The organism is Pseudarthrobacter sp. NPDC058362 (assembly GCF_042723515.1).
In the GTDB taxonomy this organism is placed as follows: Bacteria; Actinomycetota; Actinomycetes; order Actinomycetales; family Micrococcaceae; genus Arthrobacter.
This window is the reverse complement of record NZ_JBHXIW010000003.1, coordinates 185,766-202,724: the sequence shown is the minus strand read 5'-3', so window position 1 is coordinate 202,724 and position 16,959 is coordinate 185,766. Positions and strand designations below refer to the sequence as shown.

At 61.1% G+C, this 16,959-nt stretch carries 14 protein-coding genes; 6 read left to right on the top strand and 8 right to left on the bottom strand.

Annotated elements, in window-relative coordinates; genetic code table 11:
* Positions 1-20 precede the first annotated feature (20 nt).
* The 4 genes from ACFWIX_RS08520 to ACFWIX_RS08505 all read right to left on the bottom strand — a co-directional run bounded on the left by ACFWIX_RS08520 (position 21) and on the right by ACFWIX_RS08505 (position 5,192).
* Positions 21-1,583, bottom strand: a complete 1,563-nt coding sequence (locus ACFWIX_RS08520) for an aldehyde dehydrogenase family protein (RefSeq protein ID WP_377215690.1) — start codon at positions 1,581-1,583, stop codon at positions 21-23.
* A gap of 32 nt (positions 1,584-1,615) precedes the next feature.
* Complete coding sequence (locus ACFWIX_RS08515; protein WP_377215689.1) at positions 1,616-3,139, bottom strand: carboxyl transferase domain-containing protein; 1,524 nt, start codon at positions 3,137-3,139, stop codon at positions 1,616-1,618.
* A complete protein-coding gene (locus ACFWIX_RS08510; protein WP_377215688.1) occupies positions 3,136-4,329 on the bottom strand; it encodes a CaiB/BaiF CoA transferase family protein in 1,194 nt (397 codons plus the stop codon). Before ACFWIX_RS08510 ends, ACFWIX_RS08515 begins: the two co-directional genes overlap by 4 nt.
* 86 nt (positions 4,330-4,415) lie before the next feature.
* The gene (locus ACFWIX_RS08505) at positions 4,416-5,192 is read right to left on the bottom strand and encodes an IclR family transcriptional regulator (RefSeq protein WP_377215687.1); all 777 of its coding nucleotides are present in this window, start codon (positions 5,190-5,192) and stop codon (positions 4,416-4,418) included.
* A gap of 164 nt (positions 5,193-5,356) precedes the next feature.
* Between ACFWIX_RS08505 and ACFWIX_RS08500 the strand changes: the two genes are divergently transcribed.
* From ACFWIX_RS08500 to ACFWIX_RS08485, 4 genes are all read left to right on the top strand, one after another.
* Positions 5,357-6,253 (top strand): DUF6282 family protein, encoded by an 897-nt coding sequence (locus ACFWIX_RS08500; protein WP_377215904.1) that lies wholly within the window; start codon positions 5,357-5,359, stop codon positions 6,251-6,253.
* Positions 6,254-6,289: 36 nt separating this feature from the next.
* Entirely contained in the window at positions 6,290-7,240 is a 951-nt protein-coding gene (locus tag ACFWIX_RS08495; RefSeq protein WP_377215686.1) for a fumarylacetoacetate hydrolase family protein, read from the top strand.
* Between the two features lie 4 nt (positions 7,241-7,244).
* Positions 7,245-8,279: an alpha/beta fold hydrolase gene (locus tag ACFWIX_RS08490; RefSeq protein ID WP_377215685.1), complete on the top strand. Its 1,035-nt coding sequence runs from the start codon at positions 7,245-7,247 to the stop codon at positions 8,277-8,279.
* 842 nt (positions 8,280-9,121) lie between these two features.
* On the top strand, positions 9,122-9,871 hold the full coding sequence (locus tag ACFWIX_RS08485) for a HutD family protein (protein WP_377215684.1): 750 nt from the start codon (positions 9,122-9,124) through the stop codon (positions 9,869-9,871).
* Positions 9,872-9,897: 26 nt separating this feature from the next.
* Here ACFWIX_RS08485 and ACFWIX_RS08480 read toward each other — a convergent pair whose 3' ends face one another.
* Positions 9,898-10,611: an HAD family hydrolase gene (locus tag ACFWIX_RS08480; RefSeq protein WP_377215683.1), complete on the bottom strand. Its 714-nt coding sequence runs from the start codon at positions 10,609-10,611 to the stop codon at positions 9,898-9,900.
* A 366-nt stretch (positions 10,612-10,977) separates the two neighbouring features.
* Between ACFWIX_RS08480 and ACFWIX_RS08475 the strand changes: the two genes are divergently transcribed.
* Together ACFWIX_RS08475 and ACFWIX_RS08470 are read left to right on the top strand one after the other, a co-directional pair.
* Entirely contained in the window at positions 10,978-11,172 is a 195-nt protein-coding gene (locus ACFWIX_RS08475) for a hypothetical protein (RefSeq protein ID WP_377215682.1), read from the top strand.
* Between the two features lie 647 nt (positions 11,173-11,819).
* On the top strand, positions 11,820-12,704 hold the full coding sequence (locus ACFWIX_RS08470; RefSeq protein ID WP_377215681.1) for an SDR family NAD(P)-dependent oxidoreductase: 885 nt from the start codon (positions 11,820-11,822) through the stop codon (positions 12,702-12,704).
* A gap of 327 nt (positions 12,705-13,031) precedes the next feature.
* On the opposite strand, the gene ACFWIX_RS08465 is transcribed toward ACFWIX_RS08470, so the two are convergent.
* From ACFWIX_RS08465 to dapA, 3 genes are read right to left on the bottom strand one after another with little or no spacing between them, the layout of a single operon-like run.
* Positions 13,032-14,525 carry an aldehyde dehydrogenase family protein gene (locus ACFWIX_RS08465; protein WP_377215680.1) on the bottom strand — a complete coding sequence of 498 codons (1,494 nt, stop codon included), beginning with the start codon at positions 14,523-14,525 and terminating at the stop codon, positions 13,032-13,034.
* On the bottom strand, positions 14,522-16,051 hold the full coding sequence (locus ACFWIX_RS08460) for an alanine/glycine:cation symporter family protein (RefSeq protein ID WP_377215679.1): 1,530 nt from the start codon (positions 16,049-16,051) through the stop codon (positions 14,522-14,524). The genes ACFWIX_RS08465 and ACFWIX_RS08460 overlap by 4 nt, the downstream gene beginning before the upstream one ends.
* Before the next feature lie 3 nt (positions 16,052-16,054).
* Positions 16,055-16,948, bottom strand: coding sequence for a 4-hydroxy-tetrahydrodipicolinate synthase (dapA, locus tag ACFWIX_RS08455; RefSeq protein WP_377215678.1), 894 nt, complete (start codon positions 16,946-16,948; stop codon positions 16,055-16,057).
* Positions 16,949-16,959 lie beyond the last annotated feature (11 nt).

Below are 16,959 nucleotides of genomic sequence, written 5' to 3'. Positions count from 1 at the left end.
TTTCGTCTCCTTTCGGGCGTTCATACTGCCGTGTTGACCCACACGGTCTTGGAGTGGGTGTAGAGGTCGATCGAGGCGCTGCCAAGCTCCCGGCCTGTGCCGCTGAGCTTGTAGCCGCTGATCGGGGCGGCGGCGTCAAACATGTTGTAGGTGTTGATCCATACCGTGCCGGACTCGAGGCGGGCGGCGGCGCGGTGGGCCCGGGAGAGGTCCTTGGTCCAAATTCCGTTGGCCAGGCCGAAGGTGGTTGCGTTGGCCCTGTCGATGACTTCGTCGTCGGTCGTGAAAGTGTCTACGGCCAGGACGGGTCCAAAGACTTCCTCTGTGGCCAGGACGCTTTGGCGGTTCTTCACTGACAGAAGGGTTGGAGTCACGAAATACCCGGCGGCGAGCTCGTCCGGAAGGTCACCTTCCTGGGCGTCAATGATGGTGTCGCCGCCTTCGCGGCCAATGCGCACGAAGTTGTCCACGCGGCGTTTTTGCTCGAGCGAGACCAGGGGGCCCATGGTGGTCGCTGGGTCCAGGGAGTGTCCGATGTGGAAACCGCGCATGTGATCGCCGACGCGTGAGAGGAGGTCGTCACGTATTTCCTCTGCGACGAAAAGGCGCGACCCCGCCGTGCAGACCTGGCCCTGGCTGAAGAAGATGCCACCGGCAACTCCACCGACTGCGGCGTCAAGGGGGGCGTCTGCGAAAACGATGTTGGCGGATTTTCCGCCGAGTTCGAGCGAGACGTTCTTGATGGTGTCGGCGGCGCTTCGGGCAACTCGGCGCCCGGTTTCGACTGACCCTGTGAAGGCGACCTTGCCCACTTGGGGGTGGGCAACGAGAGCCGCGCCGGTTTCGCCCTTGCCCAGAACGACGTTGACGACCCCGGCGGGTACACCCGCCTCGGCGGCGATGCGGGCCAGGTGGACAACGGAGAGCGAGGCCTGTTCTGCTGGCTTGACCACGACAGTGTTGCCGAAGGCCAAGGGCGCCGCGATCCGGTATGCAGCAAAAACCATGGGGAAGTTCCATGGGATGATTCCGGCGACCACTCCGATGGGTTCCCGGATGGTGTAGGTGAACATGTTGGGGTCATCCAGGGGGATGGTTGTTCCTTCCGCATGCATCGCCCAGCCGGCGAAGTAACGGAAGTGGGCGGCCATCAAAGGCACGTCAACGGCCCGGGTCTCCCACAACGGGCGACCGGTATCGAGCGCTTCGGTGACGGCAAGGTACTCGGCATCGCGGTCGATGAGGTCCGCGATCCTGTTCAGCAGCCGGGCACGCTCGGACCTCGGAACGGCGCGCCAGGAGCGAAAAGCCATGTCGGCGGCGTGCACTGCGGCGTTGACGTCGCCCGCGTTGGCTTGAGCGCCGCTGCCCAGATACGCCCCTGTGGACGGGTCAAGGATGTCGAAGGACGCGCTGGAGGAGTATTCCTTGCCATCGATCCAGGACGCCACAGGGCCCCTGTCAAGGAGTTCAAGGAGGCGGTCCAGTGCCCCTTCGGAGGGGCCGTTGGGAAGCTTGGACAGCTGGCGCAGGACGGTGGCTTCCTCTTCCCCAATGTGCTTCTGCTCATCGGTTACAGACATGATGGTCTCTTTTCACTGGTTTGTTTATTTGTTCAGGAGTGAAATGGTTTGATGCTGGCGTATTTCCGCTGCCGTCCCGAGAGCAGCGCGGCTGTGGGAATTCCTGCTAACTGCTCCATGGCGCGTCCCAGAGCAGCTGAGATACCAGCAGTGAGCTCATGAGGGTTGCGGATGGGGTCGTGCGGTTCCGGGACGATGGTGTCGACGATCCCCGCTTTGAGCAGGGACGCGGCTCCCACATGCTGCCGCTCGGCCATCTCGGCAGCCCTTTCAGTAGTGCGATAGCGGATGGTGCTGGCCCCCTCAGGGGGAAGGGGAGCCAGCCAGGCCCTTCCGGCGGCTATTGTTCGGTCGCCGGGCAGCAAGGCTAGAGCTCCACCTCCGGTTCCCTGCCCGAGCAATACTGAAACGGTGGGGGTGCGCAGCCCGATCAAGTCCGAGATCGACCTGGCAATTTCACCGGCAAGGCCCCCGTTCTCTGCCTCCGGAGACAGCGCGGCGCCCTCGGTATCGATCACTGTGACCAGGGGGAGTCCGAGTTCTTCAGCGATCCTCATCCCCCGGCGAGCCTCTCTGAGGAACGCCGGCCCCAGCGGCGCGGGCGACCCGCTCGGGTGCCGGTCTTGCCCGATCACTACACAGCTGCTGCCGTGGAACCGGGCGAGAGCCAGGAACATCCGGCCGTCACGTTCGCCCTGGCCCGTTCCGTTGAGTTGCAGGACCTCGCTGGCACCGTACTTGAGCAGGTGCCGCACTCCAGGCCGTCTCGGCTGACGGGTAGCTTGAACGGCGTCCCAAGCTGCGGGTGCCCGGTCGGATTGATCATCGGATGGTGCCGCCGGCGCTTCACCAGTGACACGCTTATCCAGGAGCCCGAGGGTTCGGAAGACCAAGTTACGAAGTTGTGTAACTGGGACCACCGCATCGATGAGTCCTTGGGCGTATAAATTCTCAGCTTGTTGGATGCCGTCCGGAAACGGTTGACCGTAGAGAGCCTGATAAACCCGGGGACCGAGGAACCCCAACAGCGCACCCGGCTCGGCTGCGGTGATATGCCCCAACGAACCCCAGGAGGCGAACGCCCCACCGGTAGTGGGATGACGCAGATAGACCAGATACGGCAGCCCGCTCTGCTTATGGCGCCGCGCTGCTGCGGTGATGCTGACCATGGCAACAAAGGCTGGAGTACCCTCCTGCATTCTGGTGCCCCCGGAGGAAGGACTGGCCAAAACGGGTAAGCCCTCCGCCGTCGCCCGCTCGAAAAGACGCACAAGCCGGTCTGCAGTGGCGTGGCCAATGGAGCCGCCAAGGAAGCCAAACTCACTCAAGGCCACAGCGACCCGCCGTCCGCCTATAAGTCCCTCACCAGTAATGACGGACTCATCCACCCCGGTACTCCTGGCTGCTTCCTCCAGCTCGAGGCGGTACGTCTCCTCAGCCGCGGAGTAGTCCACAGGCGTATCCCATGTGACGAAGCTGCCTGGGTCCAAGGTCGCCTCGAGCATCGATCGGGCCGACGTATAGCGGGAACGGCGTTGGGCTGTAAGCGTGCTCATTGTTGGCTCCTGGCTGAGATCCATGCGTGAATCCCCTCGCCGTCCTGGTCAAGGAGCGGCGGCGCAGAGTGCTCGCGGCGGGTGCTTTCAGTGCCGTCCTTTTCAAAAAACCGCAGCGGAGATCCGGGAAGGGCTACGACGCCGAGGAGCGGATGGTCGACTTCAACGAGGAGGTGTTGCGACCGTAGCTGTTCCCATTCGTAAACTTCCGTGAGATTCCGGACGCGGCCGGCTGGAATACCTGCGACGTCCAGGATGCCCAGGAGGTCGTCTACTTCATGCTGTGCGAAGGCAGCTTCAATTTGTGCCTGCAGCTCAGTGCGGTGACGGACACGGTCTGCGTTGGTGGCGAAGCGAGGAGCCGCGGTGTCCAATTCGAAACGGTTGGCGAACGCCTTCCAGAGCTTTTCGCTGCCCACGCTGATCTGCACGTGGCCGTTGCGGCAGGCGAAGAGCCCATATGGGGCGATCGAAGGGTGATGGTTGCCCTGGGCTTGGGGGGTCTCGTGGGCAACTGTCACCCGAGTACCTTGAAAGGCGTGCACACCAACCACCGCGGCCAGGAGTGAAGTACGAACAATCTTTCCCCGGCCACTTACCTCGCGTTCCAACAGGGCCGCAAGAATGCCCGAGACGCCGTAAATGCCGGCAAGCAAGTCAGCTATCGGGACTCCTGTTCGCTGGGGATCATCCGGACCGGAGCCGGTGAGTGACATCAGCCCTGCTTCACCCTGAAGGATCTGGTCGTACCCACTGCGGTGGGATTCGGGGCCGTCGTGACCGAATCCTGTAATCGACAGGACCACGAGTCGGGGATTTAGTTCCAAGAGGCGGTTCGTGCTGAAACCAAGCCGGTCCAGCACGCCTGGACGGAAATTCTCAATCAGCACGTCCGCTTCGGAAACGAGTGAAGCCAGTGCCGAGGTCCCCTTCTCCGTCTTTAGGTCCACGACGACGGATTCCTTGTTGCGGTTGCAGGAGAGGAAGTAGGTGGACTGCAGGTCATCCACAGGACCGGTGAAAGGCGGCCCCCATGAACGTGTGTCGTCGCCGGCAGGAGTTTCGACCTTAATAACCCGGGCGCCGAGGTCGCCCAGCATCATTCCGGCATGGGGGCCTGCGAGAGCGCGGCTGAGGTCCAGGACAAGGGTCCCTCTAAGAGGTCCGGTCGGGGTCGGTGAATGTGTCATGTTCGCTTCCTTGCGGGCAGGACGGATCGCACGGGCGCCTGGGCACGCCGTGGGAGTTGCTATTTTGCGGGTGTGTTGTGGAACGTCTAGACGGCTCTAAGGGCCTCTTCTTCGAGGAAAGACTTTCCGGGGTGTTTGCCGGCGAAGCCGAGTCTGGTGCTGAGCAGTGCGGCTGTATCGACGAGGGCCCTGGCTTCCCTGCTGAAGGGGGAATCAGGGATATCAAGGGTTGTTCCAATGAGGGCCAAAGACATCACTGTCTTGCCCTCAGCATCAAGTACTGGAGCGGCGAGGGCGCGGACCCCGGAGGAGACGCGGCCTCCAATGGCGACGCCCTGAGCGGCTGCAGCTTCAATCTCCTGCTTCAGTTCCTGCTTTTGGCTCTCCGGCAGGAGCGACATCAGCGGGGAGGTGCGCTCTTCTCCCCCGCTGAAGGCAAGAAAGACGTACATCTGGGCGGAGGTAATGGGGAGCCTGGTGCCGACTTTGACGCTGACATGGGTTGGAGTGTCCGGTGTCTGGGTCTGTACGACCACCGGGGCGAGCTCGTTCCATACGCTGCGCACTACCGTTAGGCGGGTCGCGGTGCAGAGCTCGGACACGGCCTGGGCCAGTACCTCGTGTCCCAGACCAACATCCAAAGCCAACGCCCCGATCCGCTGGGCGAGAGGCCCCAACGTGAACGCCCCGTCAGGGGCCCTTCCCAACATGCCGGCGTTCGCCATTGAGTTCAGGTACCGGTGAAGCGTGGAGCGCTGCACGTCCAGTTCCTTCGCGAGCGGCCCAAGCCGCACTGAGGACGTGTCCTCGTTGAAGGCGCCGAGAATATCGGCAACGCGCTGGATGACTTGGATGTCTGTCATGATCAAATCCCTCTTAGTGAGACAGTAATCACACGATAGAACCATTTACGGCACAGAGTCAACACTCACGTCCAAAAAACGTCCTGTTGACTAGGACACTGTCCTGCGTGGTAAAACAGAATGCAGTCCAAAGACGTACAAGCAAGGAGCTGACAGTGGCGACCATGGAACAACTCGACGAGAACGCCCAGATTGCAGAGATTCTCAAGGGCGGTGTGGACCTCCACGTTCACCCGGGACCCTCACCCTTTCCGAGGCGCCTGACAATGGTCCAGGCGGCGGTAGACGCCGCAGAAGCTGGCTTCCGCGCAATTGTCGTGAAGTCGCATCACCATTCGATGGTGACCGACGCCTTGGCTGTTGATGCCGCGATCGGCGGATTTCCGTTGCCGGTGTTTTCGGGAATTCCGCTCAACAGTGTCACCGGAGGCCTTAACCCCGATGCTGTCGACCTCGCACTGTCATTGGGTGGCAAGGCAGTCTGGTTCCCCACTATCTCCGCGAAAAAGCATGCTTGCCTGCATGAGGAGCTCAACTTCCCTGACCCTGCTATCAAGCTCCGGTCTCCCGGGCTGGTGCCTGTGCTTGGGGAAGACGGAAAACTTCTTCCTGCCGCGATGGAAATCCTGGAAATAATCCTCGAAAAGGAAGCCATCCTGATGACAGGGCATTCGGACGCAGCCGTCGTGGACAGGCTGATTGATGCAGCCCGTGGACTGGGCATCGAGCGAATTGTCGTCAACCACCCCAACTTCGTGGTTGGGGCGGATCTGGAAACATGCCGCCGATGGGCCCAGGCCGGGGTGACGATGGAGCACTCGCTGTGCATGTATGACCCGAGCTCTCACCTCTATCAGGCCGAGATTCCCACCCTCTTGGCCTACTTGGAAGCCTGCGGACCTTCCCAGACGATTCTCGGATCCGACCTGGGGCAGGCCGGCAACCCCAGCCCTATCGAGTCCTACCGCTACATTTTGTCAGTCCTGCTCCGGGCCGGCGTCTCGCCAGAAGTTCTGCATCAGATTTCAGCACTCAATGGCCAGCGCCTTCTCGGCGTTTGAACACCATCGTGCACCAATTCCAGGAAAGGCCCAATCTTGAAACTCGCTACCGTCACCTCTGACGGACGGAAAGTCCTCGCAGCACTGCTCCCAGACGGCAAACTGGTCGATATCTCCGGCGCTTTGCAGATGAATGAAGCAGCGTCGGCTGCAGCATCCGCGGGGGATATGCTGGCCCTGATCCGTTCAGGCGCGCTACCTGCCATTTCCGCCCAAACCCTTGCAGAACAACCCGAAATCCCGGCTGCCGCCGTCCAATGGCTTCCTCCCATCGAACAGCCCGGGAAAATTTGCTGCGTTGCCATCAACAACCGCGCATTCGACAAGGCACGTATAAGTGGACCCGAGCACCCTGCGTTCTTCCTCAAGTCCCCCACGTCCCTGATAGGCCACGAGGGAGACATCCTCTTGAAGGAGGAATACGGACTGACCCACCCTGAACCCGAACTTGCCGTCGTGATCGGTGACAGGCTTACCGAAGCTACGGCGCTTGAGTCAATGTCCGCAATTTTCGGATACACCATCCTGAACGACATCACCTCGATCAGAATGAGGAACGAAGACCACTTCCACTTCAACTTCGACATCCCGGACGGCGATGGCGGGTTCAAGGTGATCGAACAACACACAAGCTACGCTGGCCGATACAAGAGCGCTGACACATTCGGTCCCCTCGGCCCCGTCATTTCCACGCCCGACGAAATCGGTGATCCGAACTCCCTCGCCATGCGCTGCTGGCTCGACGACGAACTGGTGATGTCGGATAACTCCGCCAGTTACCGCTATGGCGTTGCAGACGTCCTTTCGTTCATTTCGCACTACGAGACACTCCTACCGGGAGATATCGTCACCCTTGGCACAGCAGTAAGCGGAGGTTCACGGGACAGGCCCCTCGCATCGCTTGATCTGCGCGAAGGAGTCCGTAACGTCAGGCTCGAGATAGAAGGCATCGGCATCCTCAGCAACAGCGTCAGGATAAGGGCCTAGGCAAATGCACGAGGTCTTCTACAGCGGAGGCCGCGAGATGCTTACCGAGGACGGCACTTTCATAACCGGCCAAATGTACGCAGAACGCTATCGGCCAAAGCACCCGCCAACACTGCCGCCGGTAGTCATGGTCCACGGCACAGGTCAAAGTGGATCCGGATTTATTACCAACCTCGCGGGCACCCCGGGATGGGCACAAGATTTTGTGACCGCCGGCCACGAAACAGTGGTTGTCGACCAGGTAGGACGGGGACGGTCCGGCACGGACCCCCGTCAATACGGGCGAGCCGATCCGATGCCCCTGTACGACGTGGATTCACTCTTCGCCCGGACCAAGCGCTACCAGCGCTTCCCGGATGCCAACAGACATACACGATGGCCCGACGACGACCCCACGTTCAACCGCTTCAGCGCATCCCAGCTGCCAAGCCTCGTGGACAGGCGCCTAGCCGAGGAACTCAACGTACTGGCCCTGGAACAACTCCTGCTCGACATCGGGCCCGCAATCTTGCTCACGCACTCGCAAGCCAGCACTTTCGGTTTTGGCGTCACCGACCGCAGGCCTGAACTCGTACTGGCTCATGTGACTGTAGAACCCAACGGGCCCCCGTTCTTTGACCTCTCCTACAATCCCGGGGAGTGGGACGCCCCGCTCCCCGGGCCTGAACGACCCTTCGGCATATCGAGAATGCCCTTAACGTTCGACCCCCCTCTCCCCTCCGGAAAGACACTCCAGCCAGTCCGGAATGAGAACACAGTTCGCGGCGAGATACAGGGCTGGCTTCAAGAAGAACCAGCAAGAACACTTACCCGCCTCGCCTCTACTCCAACAGCCATCGTTACCGCCGAGGCCTCGTTTCGCACCAGGGTGGACGCCGCCACCTCACGTTTTCTCACCCAAGCCGGTGTGAACCATGAACACATCCAGCTGTCCCACCACGGGATCACCGGGAACGGACACATGATGATGCTCGAACCCAACAGCAGCGAGATCGCGCAAATAATCATTCGTTGGATACACCGCGCTCTTACCCAGTGAAAACCCACCCACACCACCCCCGGCGTGGCCGCAGGAGAAGGCAATCACCATGACGTCCCAACGTATCGATGACTGGACCTCTCTGGCACGAGTCCAAGTCGAGGTCCGGCTCAATGGACAAGTTATCTGCTCAGGCACGGTCGACGAGGTCACAACGGACGGATCCATCCTTTGGATCCTGCCCACCAACGATCACAGGAGACTCTATGAGAAGAGAGCCGGCTACCAAGTCTGGGCTACCGATGAAACCCTTGGATTCCTATACCGGGTTTGGCAAAGCGCGTCCGACCCCTGCTGAATGACGCCAGCGTCTTTCGAAATTTTCGATTGGAACGAGATCAGAGCCGGTAATGAAATTGAGGTGTTAGATGACGACCTAGTCATTGCACGTGGAGTAATCGAAGACCTGGCTTCGGATCAAAGCATGATTCGGCTAAAGCTCTCCTATGGACGAGGTAGTCAAATTTTCCGCCGTGCGGACGGTTGGAAGCTCCGTACTATCCGCTGAGAACATTGAACCCAGGCGTGCGACAGTCAGTCACTCCCCACCTACAGTTTCAGGGCCCTACGGCCCTTCACAGTGGGGTACACCCCAACCTGACAAGAGCAGGGAAACCGTCTACCAGTACCTGCGCCACGCCAAGCTGGAGTGACCCGCTCCCCTATCGATGCCCAAACTGTGCCTTGCCCCTCGCCGTAGCTTTACTAAAGGCAGGTTATCGGCGTATAAAAATGGGCGGGGGAGTGGCAGTAAAAGGGCTGCATTCATCGGCCGATGAGGCTCCTGTCGAAAGGCGGCGAGACGCCTTGGGGTCTGCATAGTTGCTGTAGATGGTTCCAGAATGGTCGGTGAGCCGTGTGATGTCGTCCAAGGTCTTGGCGGAGCCGCCCGTCGGGTGATTCTTTCGGCTGACGCTAGTGACTTATGGCCAAATGATATTGGACGGGGATCTTCTCCGGGTGTGTCATTGGGTGGGAAGGAACGCAACTATCTACCGACCAGGATGCCAATGATTCCCACGTTCACTGACACAGTGATACTCCCGTCTCAGCTGCCTCGGATCGCATGGTTAAACGGTGCGGGCTATACGCGACAAATTGCGACCGACACAGCGGGGGGTTCTAAGTCATCTCCGGACTACAGGTGGCGGTTGAGTCTGGCGGACCTGACACAACCGGCAGCTTTTTCGTTGCTGTCGGGAATCGATCGCGTGTTTACACTCGCCAGTGATGGCCCCATTACGATGACCTCGGACCGCGGCAGTTGCACGTTGCGGCTCGGCCAGACAATCGAGTTTGAGGGGGAAGCGCCCATGGCTTTTGAGGGCAGCACGGGCGAGCCGCAACTGGGATTAAACCTCATGACACGGCGTGGCATTTGTGCTGGCTCCGTGGCGGTTATGCGGCTAGCTGGTCAGATGTTGCTCGACCCCGCTGCCGGAGTCGTAGCGGCCACCGTTCTTCACGGGATAGGTGCCCTCTCTAGCGGCCAGAGGCTGGATAGCCTGGCAACGCTGGTGCTCGATGCTGAAGCCGTTGCATTAGAGAGCGAGGGTTGCTTGGTGGCCATCACAACGGTGCAGGAACCGTAGAGCTGCCGTTCAGACAACGAATCAATTCAGGACGAACGAACGGTCCGGGCTGCCGTTCTGCCGGATAGCAGAGGCGGCAAGTCACTAAGGCTTTGTATAGACCCCGGATGCCTGGGACCCTCTCGATCAAGGAAGATCGCGTGTAGGCCAGCGTTTTGCGCTCCTTCGACGTCCACTCGATAGTTGTCGCCTACATATAGCCCTTGCGCAGGCGAGACCTGCATACTCATGCACGGCTTCAAAAAAGCTTCGGGCGCAGGCTTGGCGTAGCCGGTCGCATCTGAACTAAAGACCTGATTGACGAACGGCCCAAGCCCTATTTTCCGAACCTTGGCTGATTGCTGGTCCAGTACTCCGTTGGTGACAACGGCGACGGGTACTCCAGCGGCATTTAGTGTCCGCAGGGCAAGGGCAGCATCCGGGAACGCAGTCCAGGCATCCTCATAGTTCTCAAGGAAGAGTACGAACAACTCGTCAAGTTGGCGGGCTTTTTTGGGTATGGACATCGTTGTCAGGGGAAGGAACTGACGAAGCCGTTCACGGCGGTGCTCCTGAAGTGAAAGCTGTTTCGCCAGGAAGCGGTCGAAAACGCGGTTCTCAATGTCGAACCATGCCCGCGTCAGTTCCTCCGAGCGGTTCAATCCCAACTGGCCGAGAAATGTATGAACTGCAGCACGGCTGGACGCTTGATGGTCAAACAAAGTGTCGTCCAAATCGAAAAGCACGGCCCGGATTTCCACTTGCCCAGCGTAGCCGTTCTGTCCAGTCCGAATTGACTCTTCGAAGATTTGGAGTTCGGCACAGATGTACGGTTCAGGCCGTTCTGCACATGCTTCCAAGGCATGAGACATCCAGTGACATCTTTAACGACTCCAGCCATCGGCCATGGGGATCTGTGACGGGATTTAGTTGCTGCCGGCGGAGATCGTCGTATCAGACGGCTTCTGCTCAGCGGGCCATAGCATTTTGGTTAGACCCCTTGCGTGATTTGTGATCACATATTAAAGTTGTCTTATCAAAAGGTTTACCCAAGGCAGACGCTTTGGGCCACCCGCCGTTGATTCGGTGGAGCCAATATTCGCTCAATAATCTAAGGAAGATCTGCCATGAAAAAGATGGCATCATCAAACGCCAAGCGCAGCACGGCTCTCCTGGAAAAAGCCGCGGGAGTGACGGAACGCAGCGTCTCTCCCGTACAGCAGATCGGTTGCTGTGGAGCGTTTGCCCTTGACTGCCCATTTTGCTGGAGCTCTGACTGGGAGTCCCCGGCCCAGGACACCAAGTACTTCAACCTTTACTAAGTTTCGGTCTCACCAGCCTCCACCCGGATGATGGGAACGCTTCTCAAGGCGTGCCGGTTAGGGGCGGCTGTAGACGCATATTTCCGCCTCTTACCTCGAAAGACTTAGGGCCCATGATCAACCTACCCCCGTTGAACCTGCGAGAACTTGAGCAGCAGAAGTGGCAGCAGGCCAGGTGGAGCACCATTGAACCTAAGGACGTCATTGCAGTAGCTCTCGAAGATGGCGTCGTGGCGGTGGGGACCGTGGATGAGTTCACAGCGGACCGCTCCGTGTTCTGGCTGAGGCTTTCTGCCTCTAATGAGCGCCGGTGCTTTCTCACATCTGAAATGTACGGGGCTTGGTTTCCACCCCCTGCCCGGCACACGGCCGACTTGGACATTCCCGGGTCCGGCGTCCGTGGAGCTGGAAAGCTACTCAGCCCCTAAGGAAAGCACTTCGTCAGTCCTTTGTGTGTAGAAGCGGGTAGTAACAGCAAGACCATGCCGTCGTCCATCGCGGCGGGGACGTGAAATGAGCCGACCGGGGCCCAGATCCCAGCGTTGGAATCGTCCTTCATACGGATCAAAGAGCGCCGACATTATTTACGCGTCGAGCCAGTTACCCTGTGGCATAACCGCCAGACCTAAGATCCTTGAAGAGAAGGCATGAACCGTAACCAAGTCACGACTCCCTGGCTATCTCCCTCAGTTACGACAGGCCATGGGGCTCTCAAAGACCGCACCGTGCTGGTCACCGGGGCCGGCCGGAACATCGGACGAGCCATTGCGCTCCGCTGTGGAGCGGAGGGTGCCCGCGTTGCGGTCAACGACATCGATGCAGAGGCGGCGGCAGCTGTTGTCACTGAGTTGCGTGCAGCCGGTGTGGCCGCGTACCTTGCGGGCGGCGACATGTCGGACTTTGCCGAAGTGGACCGGGCTTTTGACGAGACGGAGAATGCGCTCGGCATTGTCGAAGTGCTGGTCAACAACGCCTACGCCCGCTCCGGTGAGACGGTCTGGCGAAACTTCCTTTCAGTAGGGCCGTCCGATTGGGAACTCTTCGTGGGCAAGAACATGAATATGTTCTACGGTTGCACCCAACGGGCAGCGAGGAGGCTGGCCGCGAACGGGCAGAAGGGATCCATCGTCAATATCAGCTCCATCGGAGCCGAACGTGCCCACCGGAGGAGCATCCCCTACGACTCCGTCAAAGGTGCGATGGAATCATTTACGCGGGCCGTAGCCATAGATCTCGCCCCCTGGAACATCCGAATCAATGCCATACGTCCCGGAGCCATTGCCGTCGACGGGGAACCGGCACATACAGAGGATCCCCGCGCTGCCCAAATTCCGCTAGGACGCCGCGGCGCTCCCGAGGACGTCGCTGCTGCCGTTGTCTTCCTGGCATCTGCAGAATCTGCATATGTCACCGGGCAGATCTTCAACATCGACGGTGGCATGATGGCCCAGGCTAGGGCTCCCCAAGTTGAAGCCCAGCCGGTGATACATCCGGGAAATGCGTCTCCGATTCATCCAACTCTGCTCCACTGAGGGGCCGGCTCCCCCGGCCGCTCGAGGGGAGAGGAAACGTTTTTGTTCCTGCTCATCATGCATCCGCTGCCCAGGCCTCGTAGAGTTCGGTCATTTCGAACAGCCTCCGGCCTTGCGCTAGGGTCTGTAGCCACAGGATCTTTCCGTCGTCCGTCACGGCGTCCAGGTGTCCGCTGCAAAGGTGCGACCCCGGGTGCCGATTTCAACGCTGGCGCCGGGCAGGATGGTCCAATCGGTGACGCGGCGCAGGCTCATGCTTGTGGTCCTTTCACGAAAGGGGCCATGCACCCTGGGGGTCCAAGGTGCATGGCTGGAGGTAACACGGGGCTAACCGCGGTTGTACATGACGTGCTTGGTGCGGGAGAAGTCGTCCAGGGCGTAGCTGGACAGATCGCGGCCGTATCCGGATCCCTTGAAACCGCCCCAGGGCATTTCCGTGGCGATGACTAGGTGCGAGTTGACCCACACCGTGCCGAAGTCCAGCTTCCGCGGAACGGTGAGCGACCGGGCGGAGTCCTTTGTCCAGACGGAGGCTGCCAGGCCGTAGATGGTTTCGTTCGCCCGGGCCACAGCCTCCTCGTCGCTGCCGAAGGTCTCCACCGACACCACGGGCCCGAAGATCTCGTTACTGGTGATGGGTGCACCGGCGGGCACGCCGGTAACCACGGTGGGTTCGATGAAGTAACCTTGGCCATCGATCGCGTTGCCGCCGACAGCGATAGTGTGGCCGTCCTTGCGGACATCGTCGAGGGCTGCGAGGACCCGTTCGTAGTGTGCCTTGGAGATCATGGAGCCGATCTCGACGTCGTCGCCGGCACCGGGGGTGCCCACGGAAATTTCGCTGATTTCCTTGACCAGCAGTTCCGTGAACTTTTCCGCCACTGACTCGTGGACCAGGACACGGCAGGCAGCGCCGCATTCCTGCCCGCCGTTCCAGAACCCCGCACTGCGGACACCTTTGGCTGCCGCTTCCAGGTCGGCGTCGTCAAACACGACCACAGGAGCCTTGCCGCCCAACTCCAGGTGGACACGCTTGACCGAGGCGGCTGCGCTGGCGGCGACTTTCTGCCCGCTCCCCACGCTCCCGGTGATAGCCACCAGGTCCACGCCGGGGTGTTCGGAGAGGCGGTTGCCCACTATCCGGCCGGGGCCGGTGACGATATTGACGACGCCGGCCGGAACTTCGCCTGCGATGAGTTCGGCCAGCTTGAGCGTGGTCAGCGGCGTCTGCTCGGAAGGCTTGAGCACCAGGGTGTTGCCCGCGCCAAGGACGGGGGCGATCTTCCACGCGGCCATCAGCAACGGGTAGTTCCACGGCGTGATCACGCCGACGACGCCAACGGGTTCACGGTGGATCACGGAGGTGTGGTTCTCGGCGTAGTCATCCGCACCCAGGGTGCTGAAGGCACGGGCGGCACCGGCGGAGAACCGGAACGTGTCGATGGCGCTGGAAATATCGTCCTCGGCAACGGCTGCCGGCTTGCCGGTGTTGGCCGCTTCCAGGGTTTCGAACAGTTCCCGATTGGCCTCGATGATGTCCGCGATCTTCAGCAGGACGGCGGACCGGTCCCGCGGCGTGGTGGCGGCCCAGCCCGCCTTTGCAGCAACCGCGGCCTCGACGGCTGCATCAACGTCCTGCACGGTGCCCGCGGGGACCTGCATGAGGACTTCCTCGGTGGCGGGGTCAACTATGTCGGCGGTTTCGGTGGACGTGGAGGGGACGAACGCCCCGCCGATGAACTGCCCGAAGGGAGGGAGGGAAGGTACCAGCGGGCTCGCGGCCCGGCGGACGGTGAACAGTGTCTTTTCTGCGGTTGTCATGGCGTGTCCGATGTCCTTTCGACGGAATGGCTGGCGTGACGAAGGTGGTGGTGATGGTGCTCGACAGGAACCTTTTCTTCCCAGAAATCGGCTCCCTCGATGCCCAGGGCCTTCGGGTTGAAGGTGGGGTCCAGGCCCAGCTTCCGCTGGCGTTCGTAGTCCTTGTAGATCTTGCGGACCAGCGGGAACAGGAAGACCAGACAGATGAGGTTGACCCACGCGATCAGGCCGAGCCCGATGTCGCCCGCGGCCCATACCACTTGGGCGTTCACCACGGATCCGATGAAGACAATGGCCATGGTTCCCACCTTGAGAATGTTCTTCCAGGCATGCCCGGGCCTTCCGTCCAGAAGGTAGAGGAGGTTCGAGTTCGCGACGTAGAAGTAGGCAAGGAGGCAGGTGAATCCGAAGAGGAGCACGGCGATGGCCACAAACGCGGCGCCCCATCCGGGGATCAGGGTGTCGATGGCTTCCTGGACCCAGTTTGCACCGACCGGGACCCCTGGGAGGTTGTTGACCAGGTAGCCGCCTGAACCGTCGGAGACGTTGTACTTGCCGGATACCACCATCATGAGGCCGGTGGCCATGCAGATCAGCAGCACATCGATGTAGATGCTGAACGTCTGGACCAGGCCCTGCTTGCCCGGGTGGGAGGTGCGGGCTGCGGCAGCCGCGAATGTTGCTTCACCCAGGCCGTTGGAGGATGCAAAGACTGCACGGCGCACGCCCCAGGCCACGGCAGCGCCGGCGATGCCGCCCAGGACGGGGTGGATACCGAGCGCAGATTGGAAGATGAGGGCCACGGCGGCAGGGACGCTGCCGATGTTGATGCCGATGACGGCGAGGGCCAGGAGCAGGTAGCCGATCGCAAGGACCGGGACCAGGGCTTGGGTGACCTTCACCAGGCGGGTGGTTCCACCGAAAATGACCAGGGCGATCAGGATGGTGACAAAGACGGCGGGGATCCAGCTGTCCAGTCCGAATGCCAGCTTGGCGCTGGCTGCGATGGTGTTGACCTGCAGGCCGGGGAAGACGAACCCGTAACCAATGACACCGAGTATGGCAACGAGGGCACCCACCTTGGGCAGCTTCAGGCCGTACTTGATGTAGTAGGGCATGCCGCCGATATCCTCATTCGCGCTGCGCCGGTCCTCGTCCTGGACCTGGCGCTTGAACGTCTGGGACAGGGCAGCTTCGGCATAGCCCACGGTGCATCCCACCAGACCGGTGACGGCCATCCAGACCAGGGCGCCCGGTCCGCCGGCACCGACGGCCGTCGCAACGCCGGCAATGCTGCCCACTCCCACGCGGCTGGCCAGCGCCAGCACCAGGGCCTGGAAGGATGACAGGCCGCCTTCGCCGCCTTCGCTGTCCTTCAGCTGCCGGAACATGTCCGGAACGCGGCGGAACTGGATGCCCTTGGTAGCGATGGAGTAGGCAACCCCGAGACCCAGGACCACGTAAGCCATGGGCGCCCAGATAATGTCCGAGACGTGGGACAGGAAGGCTCCGAAATCGGTACCCATGCTTTAGCCGATCGTCTGGTAAAGGGCGGCCAGGGCCTGCTCAACGCGGGCCCGTTCCTCGGCACCCAGGTCTGCCGTGGGGCGCCGCGGCGATCCGGCCGGGAGTCCCTGCAGTCCAAGGCCCGTCTTGACGGCGGGAATGAACGGCACAGAGAGGAGAGCGTCGATGACCGGGTAGACCTTCTTCCACAGCTCCAGCGCACCGGCCAGGTCACCGTCGGAGATCTTGCGGCTGACGGCAACGATCTCGTTCGGGACCACGTTCGCCGTGCCCGCCATGACGCCGGCTGCACCTTCAACTAGGGCGCTGTAGAGGTAGACGTCCCAGCCGATGAACGTGCCGATAACGTCCGAGTGGTGGTGGATGAGCTGCAGGGCCTGTTCCCAGTTGGCGCTGGAGTCCTTGATATAGCGGATGTTCTCCACTTCCTCGGCCAGTGCCCGCACTGTGACCGGGTCAAGGTTCACGCCGGTGACGGCCGGGATGTTGTAGAGCATCACCGGGATCTTGACAGAGTTGGCAACATCCTTGATGTAGGTGACCGTCTCCTCCAGGGAAAGCGGCTCGTAGTAGGGGGTGATAAGCATCAGCACGTCCGCGCCCAGCTTCTCGGCAGCCTGGGACAGCCGGATGGCCTCAGCCGTGGACGTGGCGCCGGTGTTGGCGATGACCGGGACCCGGCCGTTGGCCTGCGTGATGACCGTTTCGATCAGGAGCAGTCGCTCCTCGGAGGACAGGGCTCCCACTTCACCGGTCGAACCGGCGGCGACAACGCCGTCCACGCCGGCTTCGATGGAGCGGTCGACGATCCGGCGCAGGGTCTCAACGTCGATGGTCTCGTCCTGGTTGAACGGGGTGGACAGTGCGGTCAGGACGCCGCGGAGGTTGTTCGACATGGATTGTTCCT

Excerpts from the sequence above, each read along its gene's own strand:
- ACFWIX_RS08500 (WP_377215904.1), top strand. The coding sequence starts at position 5,357 with ATGGAACAACTCGACGAGAACGCCCAGATTGCAGAGATTCTCAAGGGC.
- ACFWIX_RS08485 (WP_377215684.1), top strand. The coding sequence starts at position 9,122 with ATGGTCGGTGAGCCGTGTGATGTCGTCCAAGGTCTTGGCGGAGCCGCC.
- ACFWIX_RS08520 (WP_377215690.1), bottom strand. The coding sequence starts at position 1,583 with ATGTCTGTAACCGATGAGCAGAAGCACATTGGGGAAGAGGAAGCCACC.
- ACFWIX_RS08460 (WP_377215679.1), bottom strand. The coding sequence starts at position 16,051 with ATGGGTACCGATTTCGGAGCCTTCCTGTCCCACGTCTCGGACATTATC.
- ACFWIX_RS08470 (WP_377215681.1), top strand. The coding sequence starts at position 11,820 with ATGAACCGTAACCAAGTCACGACTCCCTGGCTATCTCCCTCAGTTACG.
- ACFWIX_RS08475 (WP_377215682.1), top strand. The coding sequence starts at position 10,978 with ATGAAAAAGATGGCATCATCAAACGCCAAGCGCAGCACGGCTCTCCTG.
- ACFWIX_RS08515 (WP_377215689.1), bottom strand. The coding sequence starts at position 3,139 with ATGAGCACGCTTACAGCCCAACGCCGTTCCCGCTATACGTCGGCCCGA.
- ACFWIX_RS08490 (WP_377215685.1), top strand. The coding sequence starts at position 7,245 with ATGCACGAGGTCTTCTACAGCGGAGGCCGCGAGATGCTTACCGAGGAC.
- dapA (WP_377215678.1), bottom strand. The coding sequence starts at position 16,948 with ATGTCGAACAACCTCCGCGGCGTCCTGACCGCACTGTCCACCCCGTTC.
- ACFWIX_RS08510 (WP_377215688.1), bottom strand. The coding sequence starts at position 4,329 with ATGACACATTCACCGACCCCGACCGGACCTCTTAGAGGGACCCTTGTC.
- ACFWIX_RS08505 (WP_377215687.1), bottom strand. The coding sequence starts at position 5,192 with ATGACAGACATCCAAGTCATCCAGCGCGTTGCCGATATTCTCGGCGCC.
- ACFWIX_RS08465 (WP_377215680.1), bottom strand. The coding sequence starts at position 14,525 with ATGACAACCGCAGAAAAGACACTGTTCACCGTCCGCCGGGCCGCGAGC.